Annotated in this window: 18 protein-coding genes and 2 pseudogenes; 9 read left to right on the top strand and 11 right to left on the bottom strand. The window is 65.0% G+C overall.

The window, feature by feature from the left end; translation table 11 throughout:
- Positions 1-7 precede the first annotated feature (7 nt).
- The 3 genes from QZ853_RS02855 to QZ853_RS02845 all read right to left on the bottom strand — a co-directional run bounded on the left by QZ853_RS02855 (position 8) and on the right by QZ853_RS02845 (position 4,309).
- Positions 8-1,384, bottom strand: coding sequence for a hypothetical protein (locus QZ853_RS02855; RefSeq protein WP_295570565.1), 1,377 nt, complete (start codon positions 1,382-1,384; stop codon positions 8-10).
- A 168-nt stretch (positions 1,385-1,552) separates the two neighbouring features.
- Positions 1,553-1,921, bottom strand: coding sequence for a glycine zipper 2TM domain-containing protein (locus tag QZ853_RS02850; RefSeq protein WP_005415760.1), 369 nt, complete (start codon positions 1,919-1,921; stop codon positions 1,553-1,555).
- 165 nt (positions 1,922-2,086) lie between these two features.
- Positions 2,087-4,309 carry a methyl-accepting chemotaxis protein gene (locus tag QZ853_RS02845; RefSeq protein ID WP_295570562.1) on the bottom strand — a complete coding sequence of 741 codons (2,223 nt, stop codon included), beginning with the start codon at positions 4,307-4,309 and terminating at the stop codon, positions 2,087-2,089.
- 145 nt (positions 4,310-4,454) lie between these two features.
- Between QZ853_RS02845 and QZ853_RS02840 the strand changes: the two genes are divergently transcribed.
- Positions 4,455-4,886: a ribonuclease inhibitor gene (locus tag QZ853_RS02840; RefSeq protein WP_295570560.1), complete on the top strand. Its 432-nt coding sequence runs from the start codon at positions 4,455-4,457 to the stop codon at positions 4,884-4,886.
- 22 nt (positions 4,887-4,908) lie between these two features.
- On the opposite strand, the gene QZ853_RS02835 is transcribed toward QZ853_RS02840, so the two are convergent.
- On the bottom strand, positions 4,909-5,166 hold the full coding sequence (locus QZ853_RS02835; protein ID WP_295570559.1) for a hypothetical protein: 258 nt from the start codon (positions 5,164-5,166) through the stop codon (positions 4,909-4,911).
- A gap of 113 nt (positions 5,167-5,279) precedes the next feature.
- On the bottom strand, positions 5,280-5,672 hold the full coding sequence (locus QZ853_RS02830; RefSeq protein WP_295570557.1) for a hypothetical protein: 393 nt from the start codon (positions 5,670-5,672) through the stop codon (positions 5,280-5,282).
- A gap of 227 nt (positions 5,673-5,899) precedes the next feature.
- Between QZ853_RS02830 and QZ853_RS02825 the strand changes: the two genes are divergently transcribed.
- Complete coding sequence (locus QZ853_RS02825) at positions 5,900-6,673, top strand: EAL domain-containing protein (RefSeq protein ID WP_295570555.1); 774 nt, start codon at positions 5,900-5,902, stop codon at positions 6,671-6,673.
- 192 nt (positions 6,674-6,865) lie between these two features.
- On the opposite strand, the gene QZ853_RS02820 is transcribed toward QZ853_RS02825, so the two are convergent.
- The 3 genes and pseudogenes from QZ853_RS02820 to QZ853_RS02810 all read right to left on the bottom strand — a co-directional run bounded on the left by QZ853_RS02820 (position 6,866) and on the right by QZ853_RS02810 (position 10,640).
- The gene (locus QZ853_RS02820; protein ID WP_295570553.1) at positions 6,866-7,669 is read right to left on the bottom strand and encodes an SDR family oxidoreductase; all 804 of its coding nucleotides are present in this window, start codon (positions 7,667-7,669) and stop codon (positions 6,866-6,868) included.
- A gap of 53 nt (positions 7,670-7,722) precedes the next feature.
- Positions 7,723-9,255 (bottom strand): annotated as a pseudogene (locus QZ853_RS02815) (GMC family oxidoreductase); the annotation flags it as partial.
- Entirely contained in the window at positions 9,249-10,640 is a 1,392-nt protein-coding gene (locus QZ853_RS02810) for an alpha/beta fold hydrolase (protein ID WP_295570550.1), read from the bottom strand. The pseudogene QZ853_RS02815 and the gene QZ853_RS02810, both read right to left, overlap by 7 nt.
- Positions 10,641-10,813: 173 nt before the next feature.
- Between QZ853_RS02810 and QZ853_RS02805 the strand changes: the two genes are divergently transcribed.
- The 4 genes from QZ853_RS02805 to QZ853_RS02790 all read left to right on the top strand — a co-directional run bounded on the left by QZ853_RS02805 (position 10,814) and on the right by QZ853_RS02790 (position 16,010).
- On the top strand, positions 10,814-12,655 hold the full coding sequence (locus QZ853_RS02805) for a glycoside hydrolase family 15 protein (RefSeq protein ID WP_295570547.1): 1,842 nt from the start codon (positions 10,814-10,816) through the stop codon (positions 12,653-12,655).
- Positions 12,656-12,693: 38 nt separating this feature from the next.
- Positions 12,694-13,587, top strand: coding sequence for an SDR family oxidoreductase (locus QZ853_RS02800; protein WP_295570545.1), 894 nt, complete (start codon positions 12,694-12,696; stop codon positions 13,585-13,587).
- A gap of 281 nt (positions 13,588-13,868) precedes the next feature.
- On the top strand, positions 13,869-15,410 hold the full coding sequence (locus tag QZ853_RS02795) for a histidine kinase famiy protein (RefSeq protein ID WP_295571128.1): 1,542 nt from the start codon (positions 13,869-13,871) through the stop codon (positions 15,408-15,410).
- 123 nt (positions 15,411-15,533) lie between these two features.
- Positions 15,534-16,010: a hypothetical protein gene (locus tag QZ853_RS02790; protein WP_295570543.1), complete on the top strand. Its 477-nt coding sequence runs from the start codon at positions 15,534-15,536 to the stop codon at positions 16,008-16,010.
- Positions 16,011-16,050: 40 nt separating this feature from the next.
- On the opposite strand, the pseudogene QZ853_RS02785 reads toward QZ853_RS02790, so the two are convergent.
- A pseudogene (locus QZ853_RS02785) lies at positions 16,051-16,568 on the bottom strand (glycogen debranching enzyme GlgX); the annotation flags it as partial.
- A 255-nt stretch (positions 16,569-16,823) separates the two neighbouring features.
- On the opposite strand from QZ853_RS02785, the gene mutS reads away from it, so the two are divergent.
- The gene (mutS, locus tag QZ853_RS02780) at positions 16,824-19,379 is read left to right on the top strand and encodes a DNA mismatch repair protein MutS (protein ID WP_295570541.1); all 2,556 of its coding nucleotides are present in this window, start codon (positions 16,824-16,826) and stop codon (positions 19,377-19,379) included.
- Between the two features lie 111 nt (positions 19,380-19,490).
- Here the strand turns inward: mutS and QZ853_RS02775 are convergent, their stop codons facing one another.
- Entirely contained in the window at positions 19,491-20,084 is a 594-nt protein-coding gene (locus tag QZ853_RS02775; protein WP_295570540.1) for a hypothetical protein, read from the bottom strand.
- Positions 20,085-20,562: 478 nt separating this feature from the next.
- Between QZ853_RS02775 and QZ853_RS02770 the strand changes: the two genes are divergently transcribed.
- Complete coding sequence (locus tag QZ853_RS02770) at positions 20,563-21,216, top strand: DUF937 domain-containing protein (RefSeq protein WP_295570539.1); 654 nt, start codon at positions 20,563-20,565, stop codon at positions 21,214-21,216.
- A gap of 142 nt (positions 21,217-21,358) precedes the next feature.
- Positions 21,359-23,599 (top strand): catalase/peroxidase HPI, encoded by a 2,241-nt coding sequence (gene katG, locus QZ853_RS02765; RefSeq protein ID WP_295570538.1) that lies wholly within the window; start codon positions 21,359-21,361, stop codon positions 23,597-23,599.
- Positions 23,600-23,703: 104 nt separating this feature from the next.
- Here the strand turns inward: katG and QZ853_RS02760 are convergent, their stop codons facing one another.
- Positions 23,704-24,897 carry a cellulase family glycosylhydrolase gene (locus QZ853_RS02760; RefSeq protein WP_295570537.1) on the bottom strand — a complete coding sequence of 398 codons (1,194 nt, stop codon included), beginning with the start codon at positions 24,895-24,897 and terminating at the stop codon, positions 23,704-23,706.
- Positions 24,898-25,037 lie beyond the last annotated feature (140 nt).

Genomic DNA, 25,037 nt, shown 5'->3' with positions numbered 1-25,037 from the left:
CCCCTTTTCAGGGGTCTGGGGCGTACCAGAACGGGATGTGGTATTCGCGACGTCGCTCCGGGCCGCGTTCGCCCCCTTCGGCATTCCAGACCAGGCTCAGGTCATGCCGACCGGGTGCCAGCCCCGCCATCGGCAGGTAGCCAACCAGGCCGCGCATATCGATATCACGGCGTTCCATCGGCATGAACTCATGCAGGTCGACCGCCGTGCCATCCAGCTGCACCTGCCACAACCGCGACAGGCACTCCACCGCTGCGCTGGCGGCCTGGGCGCCCACGGCGTTGTTGCGTGTGCCGGGCAGAGCACTGCACTGCTGCCGTGCCAGCGGATTGTCGCGCTGGGGGCGATGCGGAATGAACACGCGCAGGCGCGAACCGCTGATCGTGTCGGACGGAATCATCGGGTACGGCAGCAGCTGATCGTGCGACGAGCGCATCGACTCGTAATGCGCGCTCAACATGCCGTGTTCGACGGCTTCGTCGGTCATCACCTGATAGCGGTTGAACAGCGAGAACTTCACCGAACCCAGTACCTGCACCGCTCCCAGCACCATGGCCATCATTACCGCCAGCAGATAGACGGCCATGAACGACCGCGAGCGCAGGTTGCTCTGCAGGGTCAGCTGCATCGTCTGCATCAGGCGCAACAGGGGAATCCGTTGCAGTCCCGCCAGGAAGCGCTGCAGCCACCGCTGCAGGCCGTCATAGGGCTGGTTGCGCCGCTGCCGGCGCGCAATGACGCGCTCCAGCAGCGCAGGCACCAGCGCGAGTGCGAGCAGAACGGCCAGCACGCTGCCGACCACGATCATGGCCACGCGATCGGAACCGCCGGCGAGTGCACTGATCGCCATTGCCACGCACAGCGTCAGCACCGCCATCACCAGCGTTCCGGCCAGCGTCTGCACCGCCAACAACGTGGTGGAGAAGAGCATGGTGGCCAAACGATCCGCGCGTTCGATGCTGCCGTCCAGGCCACCGTCGCGGGCCTTGAGAAAGGCGCGCGATACCGGGCCCATCTGAGGCAGCCGTTCCCAGTCGATGCCACTGGGGAAATGCGATTTCAGCCCGATCAGGCCGATCCAGTAACCGCGCACGGTCAGGTGCGCGATCAACGCCACGGCCAGCACGTAACACATGCCCACGCTGATGCTGAAAGCGAACCACAGGACCTGGAAGTACATGCCTTCGGTGTGCAGGCTGTTGCGCGCCCAGGCATCGAACAGGTAGCCGGGCACCGCCAACAGTGCGAACGCCAGCAGACCGGAGATGAACAGTTCGAGCTCGTCGGTACGCTCGCGCAGTCGGCCGAAGCGCGCCGTCGCTTCCGGAACTGGATCGACCTCGGGAACCGGCGCGCGCGACTCAGCCAGGGGTGATTCGTTCACAGGGCGTTCATCCATTGAAATCGGCGCAGTATAGACACCGGGCTGCGGTCCGCGAAACGGGGGGCGCTCAACGACGAACGCCGGCACAGGGCCGGCGTTCGGGAAAACACGTACTGCGCCACGTACTACGCAATGCTGCGGAAGGGGTTGCTCTACGGGTGCAGGCGATCAGCGGTAAACGCGCTCGCAGCGGCGCTCGACCACGCGATCACCATTCTTCTGCTGGCTGTTGCCCTGGATCTGGCGGCCTGCAGCACCACCGGCCACCGCGCCGGCCACCGTGGCCAGTTTCTTGCCGTTGCCGCCGCCGACCTGATTGCCCAGCAGGCCACCGATCACCGCGCCCGTGGCGGTACCGGCAATGCGGTTGGGATCGCGTGAGTTGCGCTGCACTTCCACGTTCTTGCACACCACGCGGCTGCCGTCGTTGAACTTGCGTCCTTCATCGCGCGGCCCGTAGGTCTGCGCACCCGCGACGGACGAAGCCGCCAGCAGCGTGCCCAGTACAAGCAGTCGGGTCGAGGTCTTCATGGCCATCTCCTGAGGTCCGGTATGCCGCAAGTGTCCTCCCGGTGTTGGCAACCGGAAGTGAAATGCGCGTGTCCTCCAGCTGATCGGCCATCGCGCGTTCAGGAACAAAGGTGCGCCCATCGCGATCAGTCATCGCGATGGGCGGCATCTCCCTGCCGGCATCCGATACTGCTAGAACTCTTCCCAGCCACCAGCGTTGGCGGCCAACGTCTGCTCGATGCGTGGCGACAGCACCGCCGGCCGTCGCACTGGCGCGACCGAGGCTGCCACTGCAGCAAGCGCGTGCGGGACCGATACGGCGGCCGCGGCCGCGCCTGTGCGGAACACCGATACCGCCTCGGTCAGCAGGTTGGCCTGCTCCTCCATCGAGCGCGCTGCGGCGCTGGCCTCTTCCACCAGCGCGGCGTTCTGCTGGGTGGTTTCGTCCATCTGCACCACCGCCTGGTTGACCTGTTCGATGCCCGAACTCTGCTCCTGAGATGCGGCGGAAATGTCGGCCATGATATCGGTCACACGCTGCACCGAGGCCACGATCTCGCCCATGGTGGTGCCGGCCTGGCGCACCAGCGCCGAGCCATCGGACACCTTGCCGACCGAATCCTCGATCAGGCCCTTGATCTCCTTCGCCGCGCCCGCCGAGCGCTGCGCCAGCGTGCGCACCTCGCTGGCCACCACTGCGAAGCCCCTGCCCTGCTCGCCGGCACGCGCGGCCTCCACCGCCGCATTCAGCGCCAGGATGTTGGTCTGGAACGCGATGCCATCGATCACCGAGATGATCTCGGCAATCTTCTTCGACGACGCTTCGATGGCTGACATGGTGGTCACCACCTGCCCAACCACCTGCCCGCCCTGCGAGGCAACGCCATGAGCGCCGATTGCCAGCTGGTTGGCCTGGCGCGCGTGCTCGGCATTCTGCTTAACCGTGGAGGTCAGTTCCTCCATCGATGCCGCAGTCTCTTCCAGGTTCGCCGCCTGCTGCTCGGTACGCCGCGACAGATCGGTATTGCCCGAAGCGATCTCACCCGCCGCCAGAGTGATACTCGAGGCGCTGGCCTGGATGCGCCCGACGATCTCCTTGAGCCGATCGACCGTGGCGTTGCAGTCGTCGCGCATGCGGGCGAACACGCCGTGGAAATCGCCGTGCATGCGCACGGTCAGGTCACCGCGCGAGATCGCCTGCAACAGGGTGGAAACCTGCACCAGATTCTCGTCGGTGGTCTGCATCAGACGATTGAGCCCGGCCACCATGTCGCGGAAATCATGGGCAAAGCGATCTTCGTCTCCACGCAGACTGAAGTCACCGGCCGCCGCGGCCGTTGCCAACCGGCGGATCTCGCTGTTGATCGCCGACAGGCTGGACTTGGTTTCGTCCATCGCCTGGGTGATCGCCGCCTTTTCGCCCGGCAGCGGGTCCATGTCCACCGACAGGTCACCCCGCGCATAGTGCTTCATCACCTCGATCAAGCGGTTCTGCACCTGCACATGCGAACCGACCAGCGCATTGGTGTCATGCACCATGCGCCCGTAGTCGCCTGGGAAGGCACTCTCATCCATGCGGTAGCTGAGGCTGCCCGCATCATGCTGGCGGGCAAGCTCGCCCTGCGCCGCCATTACCGACTGCAGCTGCGCTTGCATCCGCTGCATCGACCGCAGCAACTGGGCCACTTCATCGTTGCCGGACGCGTCGATGCTGCTGTCCAGACGACCACCGGCAATGCCGTCGGCCAGCTTCACTGCGCCGGCCAGCGGGCGGGTCAGGCTGCGGGTGATCGCCCACGCCGCCAGCGCCCCCAGCACCAGACTGAGCGCACCAAACACGATCGACAGGGTGCCGGTCCAGGCTTCAGTCGCACGGTATTCCTCGCGGCTGCGCGCGGTCAACGCCTCCTGATGCCGTAGCAACGCCGAGATGGACTCGTTCCAGGCTGTCGCCAGGCCGTGTTCGGCCAGCAGTTCCTTGGCCGCGCCATCGAAATCGCCAGCCTTCATACGCTCATGCAGTTGCAAGGTGGACGCATCGGTGGCCTTGCGCGCCGCCGCGATCTTCGCCACCAGCGCATCGCCGGTGGCATCACGCGGAATCTGGATGTACTTGGCCCAGATACCGTCATAGGTCTGCGACAGTTGCGCTGCGCGCTGGTAGTCCTTGTCGAAATCCTCGCCGCGCTTGATCACCATCAGACGCCGGTGCATCAGCATCGCGTTGTTGGTATCGAGCATGTCATTCAACAGCCGCATCTTCACCATGTTGACGTCCACCACCTTCTCGAACTGGGCGGACTTCAGGTGGTTTCCATACAGCACCAGGCCGACGATGGCCACGATGAACAGGAGCAGCAGACCAAATCCGGCACCCAGCCGGGATCCCACTCGGAGGTTGCGTAAGGCAAGCATCTCAATTCCCTTGATCATGGCCGTACGATCGGTGGCGGCGCGACCCGGATAATCTTTAATGGCTTTTTTGCATATACTTCATGGAATATCTGGAACTGTGCATACATACTCGGAAAATACCCCCATAAACCCGTATTCATGGTCCATGATGGATACCTCTGACTTTCCAGCCCGGGAACCCTCCAGGCCACTGACCCTGCAGATTAAAGGCAGCGCCATCGATGGCATTGATAGTCTCTTCACCGAGCTCAACCGGGTATTCATGGCCAGTGAGGACTGGCAGCTCGGGCCCAGCCTGGATGCCCTCGATGACCTGCTGCATGGCGGCTATGGCGCGCTGGCCGGGCACGCGGCGGTCACCGTGATCTGGCGCGATATCGAACACAGCCGCAGCGCGCTGGGCCAGCAGGCGACCGTGCATTGGCTGCAGGCGAAGCTGCAGGCGCCGGGTCATTTCGACAACCGCGCCATCAGCCGCCAGCTGTCCGCCGTGCAACGCGGCGATGGCCAGACCTACTTCGAGATCGTGATGGAGATCTTCGCCAGCCACCGGCAGATCACCCTGGTTCCGGCGTGATCGGATACCCGCGGCTGCGCCACTAGAAAACCATCCGGATCAGAACCACCACTGAAACCAGTGCCAGCAGCAGGTCGACCCAGGCCAGTGATCCGATCAAGGCCATGACGGCATACAGCAGGCCGTAGCTGGCAAGGATGAAGGCGGCAACCGTGAGCCTGCCGCCGTCGGCCGCTGCACACAGGGACAGCAGCAGTGATGCCCAGGCAATGCCGCGAAGCAGCCATTGCAGGCCACCCGTTGCACGGCTTCGCGTAGACGCGGATCGATTGCCTTTCACTGCAGACTCCATAGCCGTCACGCGCCAGGTTGCGCCCGAGGTGCCACGCGCAGACCCCTCGCCCAGGCCCCCCACCCTAGTGTGCGCCTGGGCCTGGAGCAATCAGATGCATCCTAAAGTCTCTGCGAGGCACAGGACATGCCCGGCATCGCGCGGATTGGCAGCTTTTGCGGCCGCTTGGCTTGAACCTGGATGGCAGAGCGCCGCTGGACAGCTTCCCCACGCCGCACCCCTCGTATCCAACGTGGATGCTGACGAGGCGCGGGATCTGAGTCGCTTCCGCCTTTGCGGGGCAGGCCGGCGCTGTGTCGCTCCACAGCGGCCAGCGCCAGCTGTACTGCATCGCCTTTGTTGCGGATGACACCCGTTGCGCGCGCTTCGACAGTCTTGTCCTCCGCGGTTGCCGTGTAATGAAAGACCTCATCGACGGGGCTCGTGATGATCACAACGTAGCGGTGATCACCGATCACATCACTCAGGGTGTAGCGGAAGCCCTCGGTCTTCATGAGTCGTGTGCAATGGGAGGCAAGGCCCAATCTACCGCGGGTGGCACCGGCAAGAAGAGAGGCCGCGCAAAATCTTGCGCCACATCCGCTCCGCCGTGGGTGCTGATACTTCGCAGAAGGGGCCGTACATCCCTCACAAGATGCTGTGTAGAGGCCGTAGACAGGCAAGAGGGCATACTGCCCTGACGCTTGAAACAGCTTGCCAGTCTGAAACAGGGATATGTCACATGCCGCCCCATGACGCTCGTACCGGATGTGCCCTGTGCCGCGGTTCCGAGCCACTACCGTTCGAGTTCAGCTACGCATTTCAGCCGATTGTAGATACCCAGGCCCACAGGATCTTTGCGCACGAAGCATTGGTCCGGGGACCCGCTGGAGAGTCGGCCTACTCCGTGCTTTCCCAGGTGGTCGCGGAGAACCAGTATTCGTTTGATCAGGCCTGTCGCGAAAAGGCAATCCGGACGGCGGCCTCACTGCAAATCCACTCGCATCTTTCGATCAACTTTCTGCCCAACGCGATTTACCGACCTGAGGTGTGCATCCGCTCCACGCTGGGCGCCGCTCGCCGCTATGGTTTTCCGATCGAGCGCATCATCTTCGAGACGGTGGAGGGCGAGAAAATCGACGATGGCAAATGGCTGGCAGAGATCCTCACAGAGTACAAGCGCATCGGTTTCAAAACAGCCATCGACGACTTCGGCGCGGGATTTGCAGGTCTTAACCTGCTGGCCGACTTCCAGCCCGACATCGTCAAGCTCGATATGGCCTTGGTCCAAGGTATTGATCGCAGTCATTCACGACGCGCGATCATTTCTGGGGTGGTGGCCATGTGCAGCCAGCTGTCCATCGACGTGATTGCCGAGGGTGTAGAAACGGCGGACGAAGCGCGCTGCCTGTCGGACCTTGGCATCAACCTGATGCAAGGTTACTGGTTTGCACGGCCGAAGTTCGAGGCGGCTGCCAGCGACGCCGACATCACGTGGGAAGCTTCGGCGGCGTAGTGTTCATCCACGTGTGGGGCCACCGTCTTGCCGCGGGTCAGCGTAGCGCTGGCAGCCCCATCCTCCTCACCATGCGCTCGATCATGTCGCCATCCGCGGCATGGTTGGTACTGGCGTACTGCCCTGGGGCATTGTCGTCCATCGGGCGAGTTGCCGGCCAGTGGCCGGCGTTACCTAGGCCGGAGATGGATTTTACCCGGCCAAGGTAAAGACCGAGCCCGAGTCGACGCGGATGTTGGCACCGTTGATGAAACTGGCCCGCTCGGAACACAGCAGCAGGACAGCCGCGGCCACTTCTTCCGGCCGTCCGCGACGCTTCAGCACCATGCCCGGCCGCTCTTCGTCCAGGAAGCTGCGGATGGCCTCCTCGAACGTCGTGCCGTTTTCCTTGGCGCGCTTGTGCATCATCGCGTCGGTCATCGGTGTATGGATGAACGCCGGCGAGACGGTATTGATCATGATGTTGTCCTTGCCGTACTGCTTGGACAGCCCCTTGGCCAGGCTCAGCACACCCGCCTTGGAGGCGCAGTAGGGCAGTTCGTCGGTATACGGCTGCACGGCGTCTTCGGAGGCGAACAGCACGATGCGCCCCCACCCCTTGGCGCGCATTGCAGGGATGGCCTGGCGGCACATGCGCACCGCCCCCATCAGGTTGATATCCAGCGTACGCCGCCAGCCATTGTCGTCCACATCAAGGAAATCGCCGGTGGCGCCGGTGACGCCCGCTGCGTTGACGTAGATGTCGGGGTCACCGAGTTCGCTGCGCACCGTGGTCCAGATACGCTCCACATCCTTGGCGTCGGTGACATCACCGGCAACGGCCATGACTTCGCCCAGCGGCGACAGCTCCTGGAGGGCCTCATCAAGGGTGCCGTCAGGCACGTCGGTGATGGCAACGCGTACCCCGGACTGCAGTAGTTCGCGTGCGGTCTGTTTACCCATGCCCGAGTCGGCGCCGCTGACCAGCGCGATGCGCCCTTCTATTCCGAGATCCATGATATGTCCTTCGTTGGGGAGGAAGTGGTGGTGCCGCGTGGTGGCAGCGTCTGCAGGAACCGCTCGGCGGTGCGCAGGCCCAGCGCCATCTGGGTCAGCGCCGGATTGGCGGCCAAGGCACTGGGGAAGATGGAGTTGTCGCAGATGAAGAGATTGGGGATGTCGAAACTGCGGCCGTCGGCATCCACGACGGCGGTGTCGGCCGAGTCGCCCATGCGGCAGGTACCCAGGGTGTGGGCCGAGCGCGCGGCGACGAAGATGCCGGTGGCACCTGCAGCTTCCCAGATGCGGGTCAGCTGGCTCTGCGCGTGCGCGTCCAGTGCCTTTTCGTTGGGGCCATAACTGAAATCCACCCGCGCACGGCGCATGCCAAACGCATCGCGCTCATCACTCAGGGTCAGCTGGTTCCCTTCCTGCGGCAGGCACTCGCCATTGATGCCGATGCCGGCCAGGTGCCGGTAGGAAGACAGTGCATCCACCAGCGGCCGGCCCCACAGCCCTGCGCCGCGGGCCAGGGTGTTGGCCAACGTGGCGGGCTGCACGCCCAGGCTCTGCACCAGGTAGCCGCCGGCAAACGATGCTCCATAGGGGCGGACGAAATCCTCCGTGATGAGGGAGGACGGGTAGCCGCGGTTCATGCACATGTCCGCGTCAAAGAAGCCCCACACTTGGGTGGCCACGTGGGCCATGAAGTTGCGACCGACCTGGCCACTGCTGTTGGCCAGCCCCAGGTTCAGCAGCAGGCGCGGCGTTTCCACGCCGCCGGCGCACAGGAAGGCAGCGGAGCATTTCACCCGGTGCAGGCGATGGTCGCGTTGGTAGACGACCGCGCTGATGCGGCCCAAGGCGTCGCGCTCAAGGTCAACCACCCGGCTTTGGTCGCGGATGACCGCGCCGTGCGCCTTCGCCCACGGTAGCCAAGAGGTATCCATGCTGGCCTTGGCGCCGTTGCTGCAGCCCTGGTGGCACGCGCCGCAGTGGTTGCAGGCCTGGCGCAGGCCCCAGTGCGCTTGCTGCCGTGCCCGGCTGACCAGCGCGGCGGGCGCATCGGTGGCAGTTACGCCCAGCGCATCGCATCCGCGCTGCATGGCCTGTGCGGAGGCATTGCGCAGCACGGGCGGGTAGTCGTACTGACGTGCCGGGTCCCACGGGTAGTGCGCGGGCCCCGATACGCCGATGAAGGTCTCAACGCGCTGCACGTATGCTCGCAACTCGGCGTCGGCGATGGGCCAGTCGGCTCCCTGCCCTGTCATAGAGCGCAGGCACAGATCCCGGGGGTCTGGGCGTGGGCAGAACGCGCCCCAGTGCAGGGTGGACCCACCCACACCCTGGCCGGAATTGTTGGCGCCAAAGGCGGTAGGCGTCTGGCCGCCACTGAGGCGCTCTTCCATCCAGTAGATGTCGGTGGCCAGTTCGTCGGCAAGGTGGTCGTCCGGTGCGAAGGTTCGACCCGCTTCCAGCACCAGCACCGATAGACCCGCCTCGGCCAGACGGGCTGCCAACGGGGCGCCGCCAGCACCGCTGCCGATGATGACCGCATCGAACGACTCGTCCTTCCCGTCACGGCGGCGAGTGCGATTCAGCATGGCAGCTGCCATGCGTCGGTCACCCCGGTCTGGATGTGCTCATAGCCTGGACTGTGCGCGCCCTTGCCGCCGACAGCAAAGCCGTCATAGCCAACGGCAGCCCACGTGGAGGGGAGGCTCATCCAGATCCTGGCAAACAAGGCCCGCGCATCTTCAAACCAGTGGGCCCACTGCGCGGGGTTCAGCACGGCGCCAGGCGGCGCGGCGGCGCTCTGCTGTTGCACCTTTTTAAGCAGTGCCTGCTGTTCGGTGGGCGCGAGTGTGCTGAATCCATTGGCAGCCGCATCCAGCTGGTCCAGCGCCTGTGACCACGCATCCGCATCCGTCGGCAGGTCGGCAAAGCGCCAGCCGTCGCTCTCGTGGTTCACCAGCGCGTGGCCGGCGCGCACTGCGAGATCATCAGCATCTGCGCCGGGTAACAGGCATGCGGCCAGGGCAGAAAGCACGGCCAGATGGCGTGCCGGCAGGGCCGACTCGGACAGCGGCAACGGCGTGGCATGTCGGGCCAGCAGGCGGGCCCGCATGCGCGGCGCAACCCGCTCGGCGTCCAACAACTGGATGAAGGCCGGCGGCAGTGCACGTGCCGCCAGCGGCAGTGCCCAGGCTGCGATGCGGTGGGCAAGCCACGCCGGCTGCTCGACAGGAATCAGGTGGCCAGCGTCCGCCACGATGTCGACGGCCGCGTGCACATAGTGCGGCGCGTTCAGTGCACGCTGGGCGGCTTCACCCAGGTCGCCATCTTCTCTGCCCGCCAGTATCAGCGCAGGCACGTGCAGGTGGGCCGCCTGTTCCTGGCGATGCGCGCGGCTGCCCTGTTCCAGCCAGGCACGCCAGGCGATGGGATCGGTCCGCAGCACGTCGCGGATCGCGGCTTCGCGGGCGGCACCCTGCAACGGACGATGCGTGTTGGCGTCGATGAATGTTTCAGCATCGGCACGGGTGGGGCCGCCTTCGGCGAACCACCCGAGCATCTCCTCGCGGCGTGCCTCTTCCATGGGCTCGGGGCACGGAGGTGATGCCGCCACCAGCACTACACCGGCCAGGCCTGCCAGCCCCTGTACGCCGTCGCGGCTGCGCGCGGCAAGCAGCGTTGCAATCTTGCCGCCCATGCTGTGGCCGACGGCGAACCAGCAGGTGGGGGCACGCGCGGTCACTTCCTGCTGGAACCAGTCCACGAGAGCATCGATGCCGGTCGTGTTGCCTGCGGACGTGCCCCCGAAGCCAGGTATGTCCAGCGCGACACACTCGAATTGAGTGCCGAGGATACGCTGTACGGCGCCCCATTCCTGGTGGCTGGCGCCCAGGTTGTGCAGGAGGAAAAGCGTGGGACGTTGCATGCGGACCTCAGCGTGTAGCGGCGCGAGCATGGTGGTGGGCGTGTCCACATGGCGTGCATGCAGGTGTCAACGCCGCGCAATGATCACGTGGCGTTGAACACCGCCTCACCCTGTTTGCGCAGGTCGCTCTCTAGGTTCGATGCACCCCCTGTCTGGATTTCCACCATGTCCCCCCCTGTCGCTGTTCCGGCCGCCTTGCTCGCCTGCCGGCGGGTGCGTTGATGCCGACGTTGCCCGAGGCCCTCCCCCTCGATGGAACGACGGAGGGCAAGACATCCGCTGCAAGTGAGCCCAGGCGCGACGGCGCGCTGCCGATCGAACAGTACTCCGCACTGGGCGAGGGGCGCTCTGTTGCCCTGACCGGTTGCGACGGGTCCATCGACTGGTGGTGTGCGCCCAACATGGACAGTCCGCCGCTGTTTGATCGCCTGCTGGACGGCAGCAACGGTGGGTACTTCATCATCGCGCCTACCGAGCCCTGCACTGTTGAACGCCGCTACCGGGATGAAAGCAACGTGCTGGAAACCGTGTTTACAACGGCATCCGGGCGCGCCTCGTTGACGGAATCACTGAACAGCGGCAATGCCGGTCGACTACCGTGGTGTGAGCTGGCGAGGCGCATTGAAGGTCTTGAAGGCAATGTGCGTTTCACCGTGCACATGCGGCCGAGTACACGCGCACAGTCTGCCAGCCCCTACTGTTCGTCCATTGGCGAGCACACGGTCTTCCATGTGCAGCGGCTGCTGGGGGTTGTGATCCATCATCCGGCGCTGCAGCTGCAGTGGACCGACGAGGGTGCCAGCGGTGAGTGCACGGTCACTGCCGGCGAGCGGGTGACGGTAGCGCTCGTGGTAGGCGAGGATGAGCCGCTGGTGGCGCCGTCGGTGGAGGAAGTCGACGGCCGCATCGACCTGACCGATCGCGAATGGAAGGCGTGGGCGAGCAATGTACGCTACGACGGCTGGGACCGGGCCACGTTCGTACGAAGCACGCTGGCCCTGAAGCTGCTGCTCTATTCACCCTCTGGCGCCATTGCTGCTGCGGCCACGACCTCGCTGCCCGAGCGCATCGGCGGCGACAAGAACTTCGACTATCGCTACGCCTGGGTGCGCGACGCCGGCTACACCATCCAGGCGTTCCTGGCCGCAGGTCTGGAGGCGGAATCAAAAGCGGCGTTTACCTGGCTGCTCCGCCAGCTGCGCCGCCACGGGCCGAAGGTGGTCTTCACTCTCGATGGCGAGACCGTGGAACAGGTACAGGAGCTGCCCATGCGCGGCTACCGCGATACGCAGCCGGTAGTGAAAGGCAATCTTGCCGGCGACCAGCACCAGCATGGCATCTACGGCGACATCTTCGAGACCGCGTTCTGCTTCGTGGCGGCTGGCAACATTCTGGATGGAGCCAGTGCGGAGCTGCTTTCCCGCATTGCCGACCTCTGCGCGGACCACTGGCGCGCGAAGGATTCCGGCATCTGGGAACTGCCCGAGCGGGAGCATTACACGATGTCCAAGATCAGCTGCTGGCAGGCGCTGGCGCGGGCGGTCGAGCTTGCCGATCAGGGCCAGCTGCCGACGACGTGCCGTGACCGCTGGCAGCGCGAACGCGACCGCATCAGTGACTGGATCGAAACCCATTGCTGGTCTGATGCCCTGCAGGCCTTCGAGATGTATCCCGGCAGCGGCAAGCTGGATGCGGCGCTCGCACTGGCAGTGCGCTTCCGCTTCGACGGCAGGGACCGCCTGCTTGCCACCCTCCAGGCCATCGACCGCGACCTGGGCCAATCCGGCTTTCACTATCGCTACTCGGGCATGCCCGAAGAAGAAGGCTGCTTCATCGCCTGCTCCTACTGGATGGCTGAGGCCTACGCGCGGCTGGGCTTCGTCGAGGACGCCCGCGCCCGCGTGGATGCGTTGAACGGCGCGCTTGGCCGCTGCCAGAGCGTGCTCAGCGAAATGGTGGACCCGGCCACGGGCCACTACCTCGGCAACACCCCGCAGGGCTTGAGCCATCTGGCCCAGGTAATGGCCATGGCCACCATTGCAGACACCCTGGACTGCCCTTGAGCGGCCCACACCTCCCCGCCCCACGATAAGGATCGACCATGACTGATCGTCTGAAAATGCAGGACCCGCGCAGCCAGTATCCGCAGCCGCCCTTTCCCGCCCAGCCGCAGCCGGTGCCGGGCAAGGCGGCAGACATGGACCCCGTGCCGGACCACGGCGAAACCAGCTACCAGGGTTCGGGCAAGTTGAATGGACGCCGGGCGCTGATTACCGGCGCTGACAGCGGCATCGGGCGCGCTGCTGCCATTGCCTACGCGCGCGAAGGCGCCGATGTTGCCCTGTCCTACCTGCCGTCCGAAGCCTCGGACGCGGAAGAAGTGTTCGCACTGATCGAAGCCGAAGGTCGCAAGGCACTGGCGCTGCCGGGTGACATCACCGACCCGGAGTGGTGCAGGACGATGGTCGAGCGCACCGTGGAAGCCTTCGGCGGCCTGGACATCCTGGTGGTCAATGCGGCCCGTCAGCAGTATCGGGACAGCATCGGGGAGCTGAGCGCAGAGGACTTCGACAAGACGATGAAGACCAATCTCTACGCCATGCACTGGATCTGCCAGGCAGCGGTTCCGCACCTGCCGCCGGGCGCAGCGGTCATCACCACTGCTTCGGTGCAGGCGTATGACCCTTCGGCCATCCTGCTGGATTACGCCACCACCAAGGCGGGCATCGTGGCCTACACCAAAGCACTGTCGGCACAGCTGATAGAGAAGGGAGTCCGTGCCAACGTGGTTGCGCCGGGCCCGTTCTGGACGGCACTGCAGTCTTCCGGTGGGCAGCCGACCGAGGCAGTGACCAAGTTTGGCACCCAGGTGCCGATGAAGCGCCCCGGGCAGCCTGTGGAGATCGCGCCGATCTATGTGCTTCTGGCCAGTCAGGAAGGTAGCTACCTGACCGGTGAAGTCTTCGGCGTAACCGGCGGTGCAGGTATCGCCTGACCAGACGCGTTGGCGCAGGCAACGGTCTGCGCCAACCGCACAGCGCTAGCACTCTGCAAGTAATCAGTGACGCCCCAAAGCTTCTTTCTGAATTGTTAATAATGAACGCGGTCACGATTGTCTGCTTGTGGCATCGTGTGCGCCTTCAAACGCTCCAGCGATTGGACGGAGCAGCCCCCCGCTGCCAAAGGACGTGCGTGTCGAACGATCAATTCAAGGGATTTCCAGCACCCGCGGTCAGAAGCCACCAGCAAGCGGCAGTAGGTGACAAGCGCTCGGACATCTTCTTCAGCGCCGTGGAAACCACGCGGATGCCGATGATCATCACCGACCCGCACCAGCCCGATAATCCGATCATCTTCGCCAACCGGGCTTTCGTCGAAATGACCGGCTATGAGCGAGACGAGCTGATTGGCCGCAACTGCCGCTTCCTGCAGGGACCGGAAACCGACCCCGATGCGATCGCCGAGATCCGGGACGCCATTGCTGAGACCCGTGAGGCGGCGACCGAGGTACTGAACTACCGCAAGGACGGTTCGACCTTCTGGAATGCACTCTTTGTGTCGCCGGTGTTCGACGACGACGGCACGCTGGTGTACTTCTTCGGTTCGCAGCTTGATGTGTCGCGCCGGCGTGATGCGGAGGATTCGCTTCGACAGGCACAGAAGATGGAAGCCCTTGGGCAGCTGACGGGCGGCATCGCGCATGACTTCAACAACCTGCTGCAGGTCATGTCCGGCTACCTGGAGATGATCACCGGGACGTCTGACAGGGAGCTTCCGCCCGACAGCTTCGTCAGGCGCGCCGCCACCCAGGCCCAGTCCGCAGCCAACAAAGCTGCGGTGCTGACCCAGCAGCTGCTGGCCTTCTCGCGACGGCAGAAACTGGAAGGCCGCACGGTCAATCTGAATTCCCTCGTCTCCTCCACGGTGGAGCTGGCCGCGCAGCGTGTGGGCGCGGACGTGGAACTGCAGATGAGCCTCGCGCCCGCGCTCTGGAACTGCAGGATCGACACGACCCAGGCCGAGGTGGCCATTCTCAACCTGGTCATCAATGCGCGCGATGCGCTGAAGGGTCGTCCGGACCAGCGCGTACTGCTGAGCACGCGAAATGTGGAGGTCTCCAAGGCTGCGGCTGCCAACGAACTCGATCATCTGCCGGCGGGTCGCCTGGTCTGCATTTCGGTGCAGGACAACGGCAGCGGCATGTCGCCGGACATTGTGCGCCGGGTGATGGACCCCTTCTTCACCACAAAGGAGGAAGGTGAAGGCACCGGCCTGGGGCTATCGATGGTCTATGGCTTCGTCAAGCAATCCGGTGGCACCGTTCGCATCGCCTCCGAGCCCGGCGTGGGCACCACCGTCAGCCTGTACTTCCCTGCCACGACCGATGCGCTGACCAAGGATGCCGCACCCTCCAACATGGCCATGGACCGCGGTGGCAGCGAACGCGTCCTGATTGTCGAAGACCGCGATGATGTCGCCGAACTAGCGCAGATGCTGCTCGAAGCGGGCGGCTACCACACGCATGTTGCCAGCGATGGGGCATCGGCGCTTGCGCTGATGGAACGGGGCGAGGTATTCGATCTGCTGTTCACCGATCTGATCATGCCCGGCGGCATGAATGGCGTACTGTTGGCCCGTGAGGCCAAGCGTCGCCTGCCGAAGCTGAAGGTGCTGCTGACGACGGGCTATGCCGAAGCCGGGATTGAACGTACAGATGCAGGTGGTTCGGAGTACGAGGTGCTGAACAAGCCCTTCAACCGGCAGCAGCTGCTGCGCAAAGTACGGCTGGTTCTTGAAGGGCCGACCGGCGTTGGTTGAGTGATCATGCAATCTGCGTGGGGCAACCTGCGCTGAACTCCGGCATCGAACTGCATTGCATGCGCGCCGTGCGGCACCCACCTGATACGTGCGCCCGAGCATGGGCGCTCTCAGGAGAAATACATGCCGCACCATGAAAAGATCGCCCTGTCCGGCGTTGTTGAACACGTCTTCGCCCACCGCTTCACTCTGCTGGCGGATGGCCAGCCTTATCTGGCCGATCTGGGGCCGAAAGGCGCCGAGGCTTTCGCCCTCGAGCCAGGCCTCGCCGTTACCCTGGAGGGTGAACGCCGCCCTTCGGAAATCAAGGTGCTCAGCATTGCCCGCACCGGCGGCAAGCGGGTGGACATCGAGCACAAGAAGCCACACCACCGGCCGGGCCATCCTGCCGGCAGGCACGTGCAGGCAGATCCCGCCGCCGCGCTGGATGCGGTGAAACAGGCGGGGTGGACTTCTGCTGGGCAGCCGCAGCGTCACCCCAAGCACTTTGAAGTACTGGCCCGCCAGAAGGGGGGCGAATGGATGGAGCTGCACGTGGACTTCACCGGCGAGATCTACAAACAGAAGCCCGCCGCCGCGCACAAGTGGGATATGGCGTGAACAATCGAAGCCCCGGGAAAGCGGGGCTTCTCTGCATGGCTCAGCCAGCAGCCGCTACCCCGCAACGGAAAACGGTGAGGCTGCGCGGTGGGGCCAGGAAGTGGCCGGCGCCCAGCACGTCCTGCTCGCCCCCAAGGCCTGCATCGGTGGACAGCAGCATCGACCAGCTGAGTGAGGCCCCCTCGTCATCAGGGAGCTGGAACTTGACACCCTCGTGATAGGCGTTGATGAGCACCAGCAGGCTGGCGTCGCTGGCATGCTCGCGCACGCCTGATGCCTGTGCCCTGCCCTCCAGCAGCAGGCCGACCGAGCGCGCGCCCGAGTCATTCCAGTCTCATCGGTCATATCCCTGCCTGCGGGATTCAGCCAGGTCAGATCGCGCACATCCGCCTGTTCGTTGTACTGGCCGTTGAGGAAGCGGCCGCGGGTCAGGATCGGATGGTTCTTTCGCAGTGCCAGCAAATTGCGGACGAACTGGGCCAGCCGGCCCCCGGTGGTATCGCGTTCCCAGTCGATCCAGGCGGTTTCGTTGTCCTGGCAATAGGTGTTGTTGCCGCCCTGCGACGGCAATGGCCTTCTGCAGGCTGCCAACGCCTGTGGGGACATGGCCGCCCTGCACGACGGCCCACAACCGGGCGCTTGGCGCACTCAGTTCGCGGATTTGGCGGTGGGTCAGCTTAAACTTGGTGCCTCGGCGGCGCGCCGTCAGCTGCCGCGATCGACCGCTACAACCCGTAGGAAGTTCTCTTGCAAACCACTGATTCAAAAGCGAAACCGTCTGCATCGAAGGCCAGTGCAGAGCACACGCCCCTTATGAAGCAGTTCTTCGCCGCCAAATCCGACTATCCGGACCTGCTGCTGTTCTTCCGCATGGGCGACTTCTACGAGCTGTTCTACGACGATGCGCGCAAAGCCGCGCGCCTGCTCGACATCACCCTGACCCAGCGCGGCAGCTCCGGCGGTGCGCCGATCCCGATGGCCGGCGTGCCGGTGCATGCCTACGAGGGCTACCTGGCACGGCTGGTGGCGCTGGGCGAATCGGTGGCAATCTGCGAGCAGATCGGCGACCCGGCGCTGGCCAAGGGCCTGGTCGAACGCAAGGTGGTGCGCATCGTCACCCCCGGCACCGTCACCGACGAGGCATTGCTGGACGAGCGCCGCGACACCTTGCTGATGGCGCTGTCGCGCAGCAAGCAGGGCTACGGGCTGGCCTGGGCCGACCTGGCCGGCGGCCGCTTCATGGTCAATGAAGTGGAAACCGACGACGCGCTGGAAGCCGAACTGGCACGCCTGGAACCGGCCGAGCTGCTGGTGCCCGACGAAGAGAGCTGGCCGGAGTTCCTGCGCCAGCGCACCGGCGTGCGCCGGCGTGCGCCGTGGCTGTTCGACGCCGACAGCGGCCGTCGCCAGCTGCTCAACTTCTTCAAACTGCATGATCTGAGCGGTTTCGGCATCGACGACAAGCCGCGCGCCACCGCCGCCGCAGGCGCCCTGCTCGGCTATGTCGAGGAAACCCAGAAGCAGCGCCTGCCGCACCTGACCTCGATCGCAATGGAGACCGCTGGCGAGGCGATCGCGATGAACGCCGCCACCCGCCGCCACCTGGAGCTGGACACGCGCGTCGACGGCGATACCCGCAATACCCTGCTGGGCGTGCTCGACAGCACGGTGACGCCGATGGGTGGCCGCCTGCTGCGGCGCTGGCTGCATCGCCCGCTGCGCCTGCGCGAGGTACTGGTGCAGCGCCACCACGCCGTGGAGACGCTGATCGACCGCGGCAGCGATGCCGATATCCGCGAGCAGTTCCGCCGCCTCGGTGACCTTGAGCGCATCCTCACCCGCGTCGCATTGCGCTCGGCGCGCCCGCGCGACTTCTCCACCCTGCGCGATGGCCTGGGCCTGCTACCGGCGGTGCGCGAGCTGCTGGCACCTCTCGATTCGCCGCGCCTGCAGGCCCTGCATGCCGCGCTCGGTGAGCACGACGACTGCGCGCGGCTGCTGGCCAGCGCCATCGCCGAGATGCCGCCGCTGAAGCTCAGCGATGGCGGCGTGCTGGCCGACGGCTTCGACGAAGAGCTGGACGAGCTGCGCCGCCTGTCCACCCACGCCGACCAGTTCCTGGTCGACCTGGAACAGCGCGAGCGCGAAAGCAGCGGCATCGCCACCCTCAAGGTCGGCTACAACCGTGTGCACGGCTATTACATCGAAATCAGCAAGGGCCAGTCCGACCGCGCGCCGGTGCACTACACCCGTCGCCAGACGTTGACCAATGCCGAACGCTACATCACCGAGGAACTGAAGGCCTTCGAGGACAAGGTGCTGTCCGCACGCGACCGCTCGCTGTCGCGCGAGAAGTATCTGTACGAGCAGCTGCTGGACACGCTTGGCAGCCAGCTGGAACCGCTGAAGCAGTGCGCCGCCGCGCTCAGCGAACTGGACGTGCTGGCCGCCTTCGCCGAACGCGCGCAGGCGCTGGACTGGGCGCGCCCGGAACTGCAGGCCGAGCCCTGCCTGAAGATCGAACGCGGCCGCCACCCGGTGGTCGAAGCCGTGCGCGAACAGCCGTTCGAGCCGAACGACCTGGACCTGCATCCGGACCGTCGCATGCTGGTGATCACCGGCCCGAACATGGGCGGCAAGTCGACCTACATGCGGCAGAACGCGCTGATCGTGCTGCTGGCCCACATCGGCAGCTTCGTGCCGGCCAGCCGTGCGCTGATCGGCCCGATCGACCGCATCCTGACCCGCATCGGCGCTGGCGACGACCTCGCACGCGGGCAGTCGACCTTCATGGTCGAGATGGCCGAGACCAGCTACATCCTGCACCACGCCACGGCCCACTCGCTGGTGCTGATGGACGAGATCGGCCGCGGCACGTCCACGTACGACGGTCTGGCCCTGGCCGATGCGGTGGCCCGCCACCTGGCCTACCAGAACCGCTGCTACACGCTGTTCGCCACCCACTACTTCGAGCTCACTGCGCTGGCCGACGAGCAGCACGAAGGCGGCCGCAGCGGCATCGCCAACGTGCACCTGGATGCCGTCGAGCACGGTGACGCGCTGGTGTTCATGCACGCAGTGAAGGACGGCCCGGCCAACCGCAGCTTCGGCCTGCAGGTGGCCGCGCTGGCCGGCCTGCCGCGCGCGACCGTGGCCCAGGCCCGGCGTCGCCTGGCCGAACTGGAGCAGCGCGGTAGCGAAAGCCATGCTGCCGAGGTCTCGCCGCAGGCGCTGGATGCACCGCAGCAGTTCGGCCTGTTCAGCGCACCGACCAGCAAGGCGCAGGAAGCGCTGGCCGCGATCGACCCGGATGAGCTGACCCCGAAGCAGGCGCTGGAAGCCCTGTACCGGTTGAAGACGTTGTTGTAACTACACCAAACGAATCGTTTCTGAAGCATGGCAGGCCAGAAGCCTGCCAGATGCACACCGACGTGCGCGTCATTCAGCGCTTCTCCGCAGCCCGAATAGTAAAACGCAGCACTAGTACATTTTCGCTGGATAGTTTTCCAGTTCCATGTTTTGCGACAGCCACCGGACACCTTCAAGCAGTCCTTCTCTGGATGATTCCAGATTGCTGCTATACCAGCGAATCCGCGCGCCGTATTGCGGCTGACCTGATTGCGCATTCAATGCACCAATCAGTCCTTCAGTCTTCATGTTCCAGGCTTCGACGCTTTGCGCCAACTCAAGCATCTGCTGCGATTGCTGGATGTCAAACAAGCCGCTACGACCCGCATCCCTAAGAACTTCTGCGCGCAGATGCATAACTCTAATATCGATATTTTCCAAATTATCCAGCTCAACCGTCGCGCCAGTTGGCTTAAGCAGATGTGCGCGAATCCCGGAGATCTCGACCGAAAGTAGAGCGTGATACCTCGCCCGGTCTGCTTCTTGTTTGGAAGACTCTTGATAGTCAAAGAGCGCTATTGCCGTGAAGGCGCCAATCAGAATCGAGGCAACGGTTGCACACGCGGTGTGAAACCATGGAAGGATTTCTGAACGCTTCCACTTCCATAGAGCCATCGAGTAAGCGAGAAGGATCGTAATCCCGATAGCCAGCGATATGTACTTCATGTACTCCCCATTTAGTCCCCTTACCTACAGTCCAGAATTTGCTCACCGCGACTTCAGGTGAGTTGCGATCTCGTCGCCGCGGACTGCCTGCTACTGACTGTCTACTGCCAAGTCATGATAGGCGCGAGCAATTAAACTGAACAAGTGAAATTCAGTAGGCAGACGGGTAGCCGACCTTGCTGACGGTTGGGGGTCGCCGAACTGGAGAAGCGCGGTAGCGAAGCCATGCTGCCGAGGTCTCGCCGCAGGCGCTGGATGCACCGCAGCAGTTCGGCCTGTTCAGCGCACCGGCCAGCAAGGCGCAGGAAGCGCTGGCCGCGATCGACCCGGACGAGCTGACCCCGAAGCAGGCGCTGGAAGCCCTGTACCGGTTGAAGACGTTGTTGTAACCGCGCCCGCCGGGCATGGCCCGGCGCTGACGCTGTAGAGCCGAGCCCGCGCTCGGCTGCCTTCGCATTTCCGTCGTGTACCCAGCGTTATGCTCGGGCGGTCCTTCCTTCACAGAACGGAGACCGCCGTGAACACCGAATCCCTCGCCGCGTCCCTTTTCCAGCAGCTGCAGCAGGGGCAAGGCCTGCAGCAGGTGTCCCAGCAGCTCGGCCTGGACAGCAGCCAGACCACCCAGGCGGTAGGCAGCGCCCTGCCGCTGCTGCTGGGCGCAATGGGCCAGAACGCCAGCGAACCGCAGGGCGCGCAGTCCCTGCTCAATGCGCTGCAGCGCGACCACCTCGGCGGCGGCAGCGGCGGTGGCGGTTTCGACCTGGGCGGCATCCTCGGCGCGGTGATGGGCGGTGGCGGCAGTGGCGCCACCGACGGCGCCGGCATTCTCGGCCATGTGTTCGGCGGCAAGCAGCCGCAAGCGGCCGAGCTGCTCGGCCAGAAGACCGGCCTGGACAGCGGCACCACCGGCAAGCTGCTGGCCATCCTCGCCCCCATCGTCATGTCGTTCCTGGCCCAGCGCTTCGCCCAGCAGGGAAGTGCAGGCGAACTCAGTTCGGCACTCGGCCAGGAAAACCAGCACGCTGGCGGCGGCCTCGGCAGCCTGCTCGGTGGCGCACTCGATCAGGACGGCGACGGCCAATTCGGGGCCAGCGACCTGATGAAGCTGGGCGCAGGCCTGTTGAAACGCTGATCGGCCACGACCGTCCTTCCAGACGATCCCATAGGCCACCGCTATCGCACTGGTTGAATCAATCAAATTTACCGATCATCGGGCCCTGCCTATCGTGGGCTTGAACCGGATTTCCACTTCGCCAGGCCACAGGTAGATACCCATGAAAAGCGAAACCAAGTGCCCCTTCAACCATGCCGTGGTGGGTGACGCCACGACCAACCGCGACTGGTGGCCCAACCAGCTGCGCGTGGACCTGCTCAACCAGCACTCCAGCCGCTCCAATCCGCTCGATGCAGGCTTCGATTACGCCACGGCCTTCAATGGCCTGGACTACGCCGCGCTGAAAGCCGACCTGAAAGCGCTGATGACCGATTCGCAGGACTGGTGGCCGGCTGACTTCGGCCACTACGGCGGCCTGTTCATCCGCATGGCATGGCACAGTGCCGGCACCTACCGCATCGGCGATGGCCGCGGCGGCGGCGGTCGCGGCCAGCAGCGCTTCGCCCCGCTCAACAGCTGGCCCGACAACGTCAGCCTGGACAAGGCACGGCGCCTGCTGTGGCCGATCAAGCAGAAGTACGGCCAGGCGATTTCCTGGGCCGACCTGCTCATCCTCACCGGCAACGTCGCGCTGGAATCGATGGGCTTCAAGACGCTGGGCTTCGCCGGCGGCCGCCCCGATACCTGGGAACCGGACCAGGACGTGTACTGGGGCCGCGAAACCACGTGGCTGGGCGGCGATGTGCGCTACAAGCACGGCTCTGAAGGCGTGCAGGAAGACCACGGCGTGCTGGTGTCCGATGACGACGCCGATGGCGACGTGCATTCGCGCAAGCTGGAGAATCCACTGGCTGCGGTACAGATGGGCCTGATCTACGTGAACCCGGAAGGCCCGGACGGCAACCCCGACCCGGTCCTGGCCGCGCATGACATCCGCGATACCTTCGGCCGCATGGCCATGGACGATGAGGAAACCGTTGCCCTGATCGCCGGCGGCCACAGCTTCGGCAAGACCCACGGCGCCGGCCCGGCCGACAACGTGGGCAAGGAGCCGGAAGCTGCAGGCCTGGAAAACCAGGGCCTGGGCTGGGTCAGCAGCTTCGGCAGCGGCAAGGGCGGCGACACCATCACCAGCGGCCTGGAAGTGACGTGGACGCGCACCCCGGCGCAGTGGAGCCACGACTTCTTCGAGATCCTGTTCGGCAACGAATGGGAGCTGACCAAGAGCCCGGCCGGCGCCCACCAATGGGTGGCCAAGAATGCCGACGCGGTCATTCCCGATGCACACGATCCGTCGAAGAAGCATCGCCCGACCATGCTGACCACCGACCTGTCGCTGCGCATGGACCCGGCCTACGAAAAGGTCTCGCGGAAGTTCCTCGAGAATCCGCAGTCCTTCGCCGATGCCTTCGCCCGCGCCTGGTTCAAGCTGACCCACCGCGACATGGGCCCGCGTGCGCGCTACCTGGGCCCGGAGATCCCGGCCGAGGAGTTCATCTGGCAGGATCCGGTGCCGGAAGCCAAGCACCCGCTGATCGACGCCAAGGACATCGCCGCGCTGAAGCAGAAGATTGCCGCGACCGGCCTGAGCGTCGCCGAACTGGTGTCCACCGCCTGGGCCTCAGCCTCGACCTTCCGCGGCTCGGACAAGCGTGGTGGTGCCAATGGCGCGCGCATCCGCCTGGCCCCGCAGAAGGACTGGGCGGTCAACCAGCCGCAGCAGCTGGCCAAGGTGCTGGCCGCCCTGGAAAAGGTACAGGCCGAGTTCAATCGCGCAGGCAGCAAGCAGGTGTCGCTGGCCGATCTGATCGTGCTGGCCGGTGGCGTGGGCGTCGAGCAGGCGGCCAAGGCCGGTGGCCATGAGGTGAGCGTGCCGTTCACCCCGGGCCGCACCGATGCCAGTCAGGAACAGACCGACGTCGAATCGTTCGCGGTGCTGGAACCGGTGGCCGATGGTTTCCGCAATTACCTCAAGGACGCGTACAGCGTGCCGGGCGAGGCGCTGCTGATCGACAAGGCGCAGCTGCTGACCCTGACCGCGCCGGAGATGACCGTGCTGGTTGGCGGCCTGCGGGTGCTCGGTGCCAATGCCGATGGCAGCACGCACGGCGTGTTCACCCAGCGCGTCGGCACGTTGAGCAACGACTTCTTCGTGAACCTGCTGGACATGGGCACGCAGTGGAAGGCTACCGGCCGCGAGAGCTATGAAGGCCGCGGTCGTGGCGATGGCAGCGCACGCTGGACCGGCACCCGCGCCGACCTGGTGTTCGGTTCCAACGCCGTGCTGCGCGCCTTGGCCGAGGTCTATGCCAGCGCCGATGGCGAGAAGAAGTTCGTGCAGGATTTCATTGCCGCCTGGACGCGGGTAATGGAACTGGACCGTTACGACCTGCACGGTTGATGTGATGCAGAGGGCTGCCAGGCCTGGCCCGGCGGCCATGGCCCGGTAGATGCCAACCTTGGTTGGCATGGGCATCCGGCAGAGCCGCCCACCAAGGTGGGCGACTACGGCGCCCCGTCTTTCAACCGCTGCAGGATCGGCGCAAACAACGGCGACTGCGACGAGCGCGGTGGCTGCACTGCCTCGCCCTTCTCCACCGCCTGCCAATACGACCACGGCAGCGCCTTGCCGCCCAGCTCGTAATCCATCCCATCCCAGCCATCCTCACGGAAGGCATAGAACGCCCAGTGCACCTGATGCTGCTCGGCCACCTCCAGCACATCGCGCAGGTAGGCCGCGCAATCCGGCCAGCGCCGCATGCAGCCGAACTCACCGATCACCATCCGGTTGGCACCGATGCCATGGGTCTTCGCCCAGTCCATCGGCTGCTGCAGGTAGCTGCGCACACGCGGGGCATCCCAACGTTCGCTGTGCTCGCCAAACGGCACCATGCCCGGGTAGCGATACGGCGTGGTGCGCTTCTGGTTCGGCGCACTGGTCGCCGCATAGGGCTCGTACATGTGCACGCTGTACAGCAGCTTCGTGTCGTCCAACGGCGCCGGCCAGTAGTCAAACGCATCGGCCGCAGCGTACCAGCCGGCATCGAGCATCAGTGGCATGTCCGCATCCACCGCGCGCACGCTGGCGATCAGCTCGCGGTACAGCAATCGCAGATCACGCGGGCCGTCCTCCACGCTGGCGTACCACTGCTGCATCGCCGCGCGTGACGCATGCTCGGCCAGCGCAGTGCCGTACTCGGGTGAAGGTTCGTTGATCAGGTTGTAGGCCGCCAGCGCCGGATGCCCCTTCAGCGCCGTAGCCAGGTCTCGCCAGAAGCGCTGCGCCGGCAGGTGGTTGTCCATCGATTGCCAGAGCCGCTGGTCGACCACGTCATTGTTCTTCTGCTTCCAGCGCAGCAGGGGCAGCGACAACGGCACCAGTACCACCTTCAGGCCCGAGGCATTGGCGTCATCCAGCGCACGGCGCAAGGTCGCCACATCGGCCTGCACCAACCCTTGGTAATTGTCGGCATTGCCAATCAGGAAGTCGCGGCCGCCAGCGCTTTTCCACTTGTCCGGACTCAGTCGCACCCAGGTCGCGCCGGTCTCGCGCAGCGCCTGGAAGTAGGCACGATCGGGCGGGTTCCCGTTGAAGCTGTTGCCACCGCGCTGCGGCGTATCCCAGAAAGTGATGTCGGCAGCGAACGCCGGGACGGCGGTGGCGAGGGTCAGGCACAGCAGGCTGCGGCGCAGGAACATGAAGGTCTTCCATGAGAAGGAAGACCCAACCTGCGGGGCGCAAGCCGAACAGCGGCTGAGTGCACGCGGCGCGTCCATGAACCGTGGCCGCCAATCCGGGTTGGCAGTCGGGCGCACCGCTCACCAAGTTGGGCGACGAC

Origin of the sequence: uncultured Stenotrophomonas sp. (assembly GCF_913778665.1) — a bacterium.
Lineage (GTDB): Bacteria > Pseudomonadota > Gammaproteobacteria > Xanthomonadales > Xanthomonadaceae > Stenotrophomonas.
Note: the sequence above shows the minus strand (reverse complement) of the source record. Positions and strands in the feature narration are given on the sequence as shown.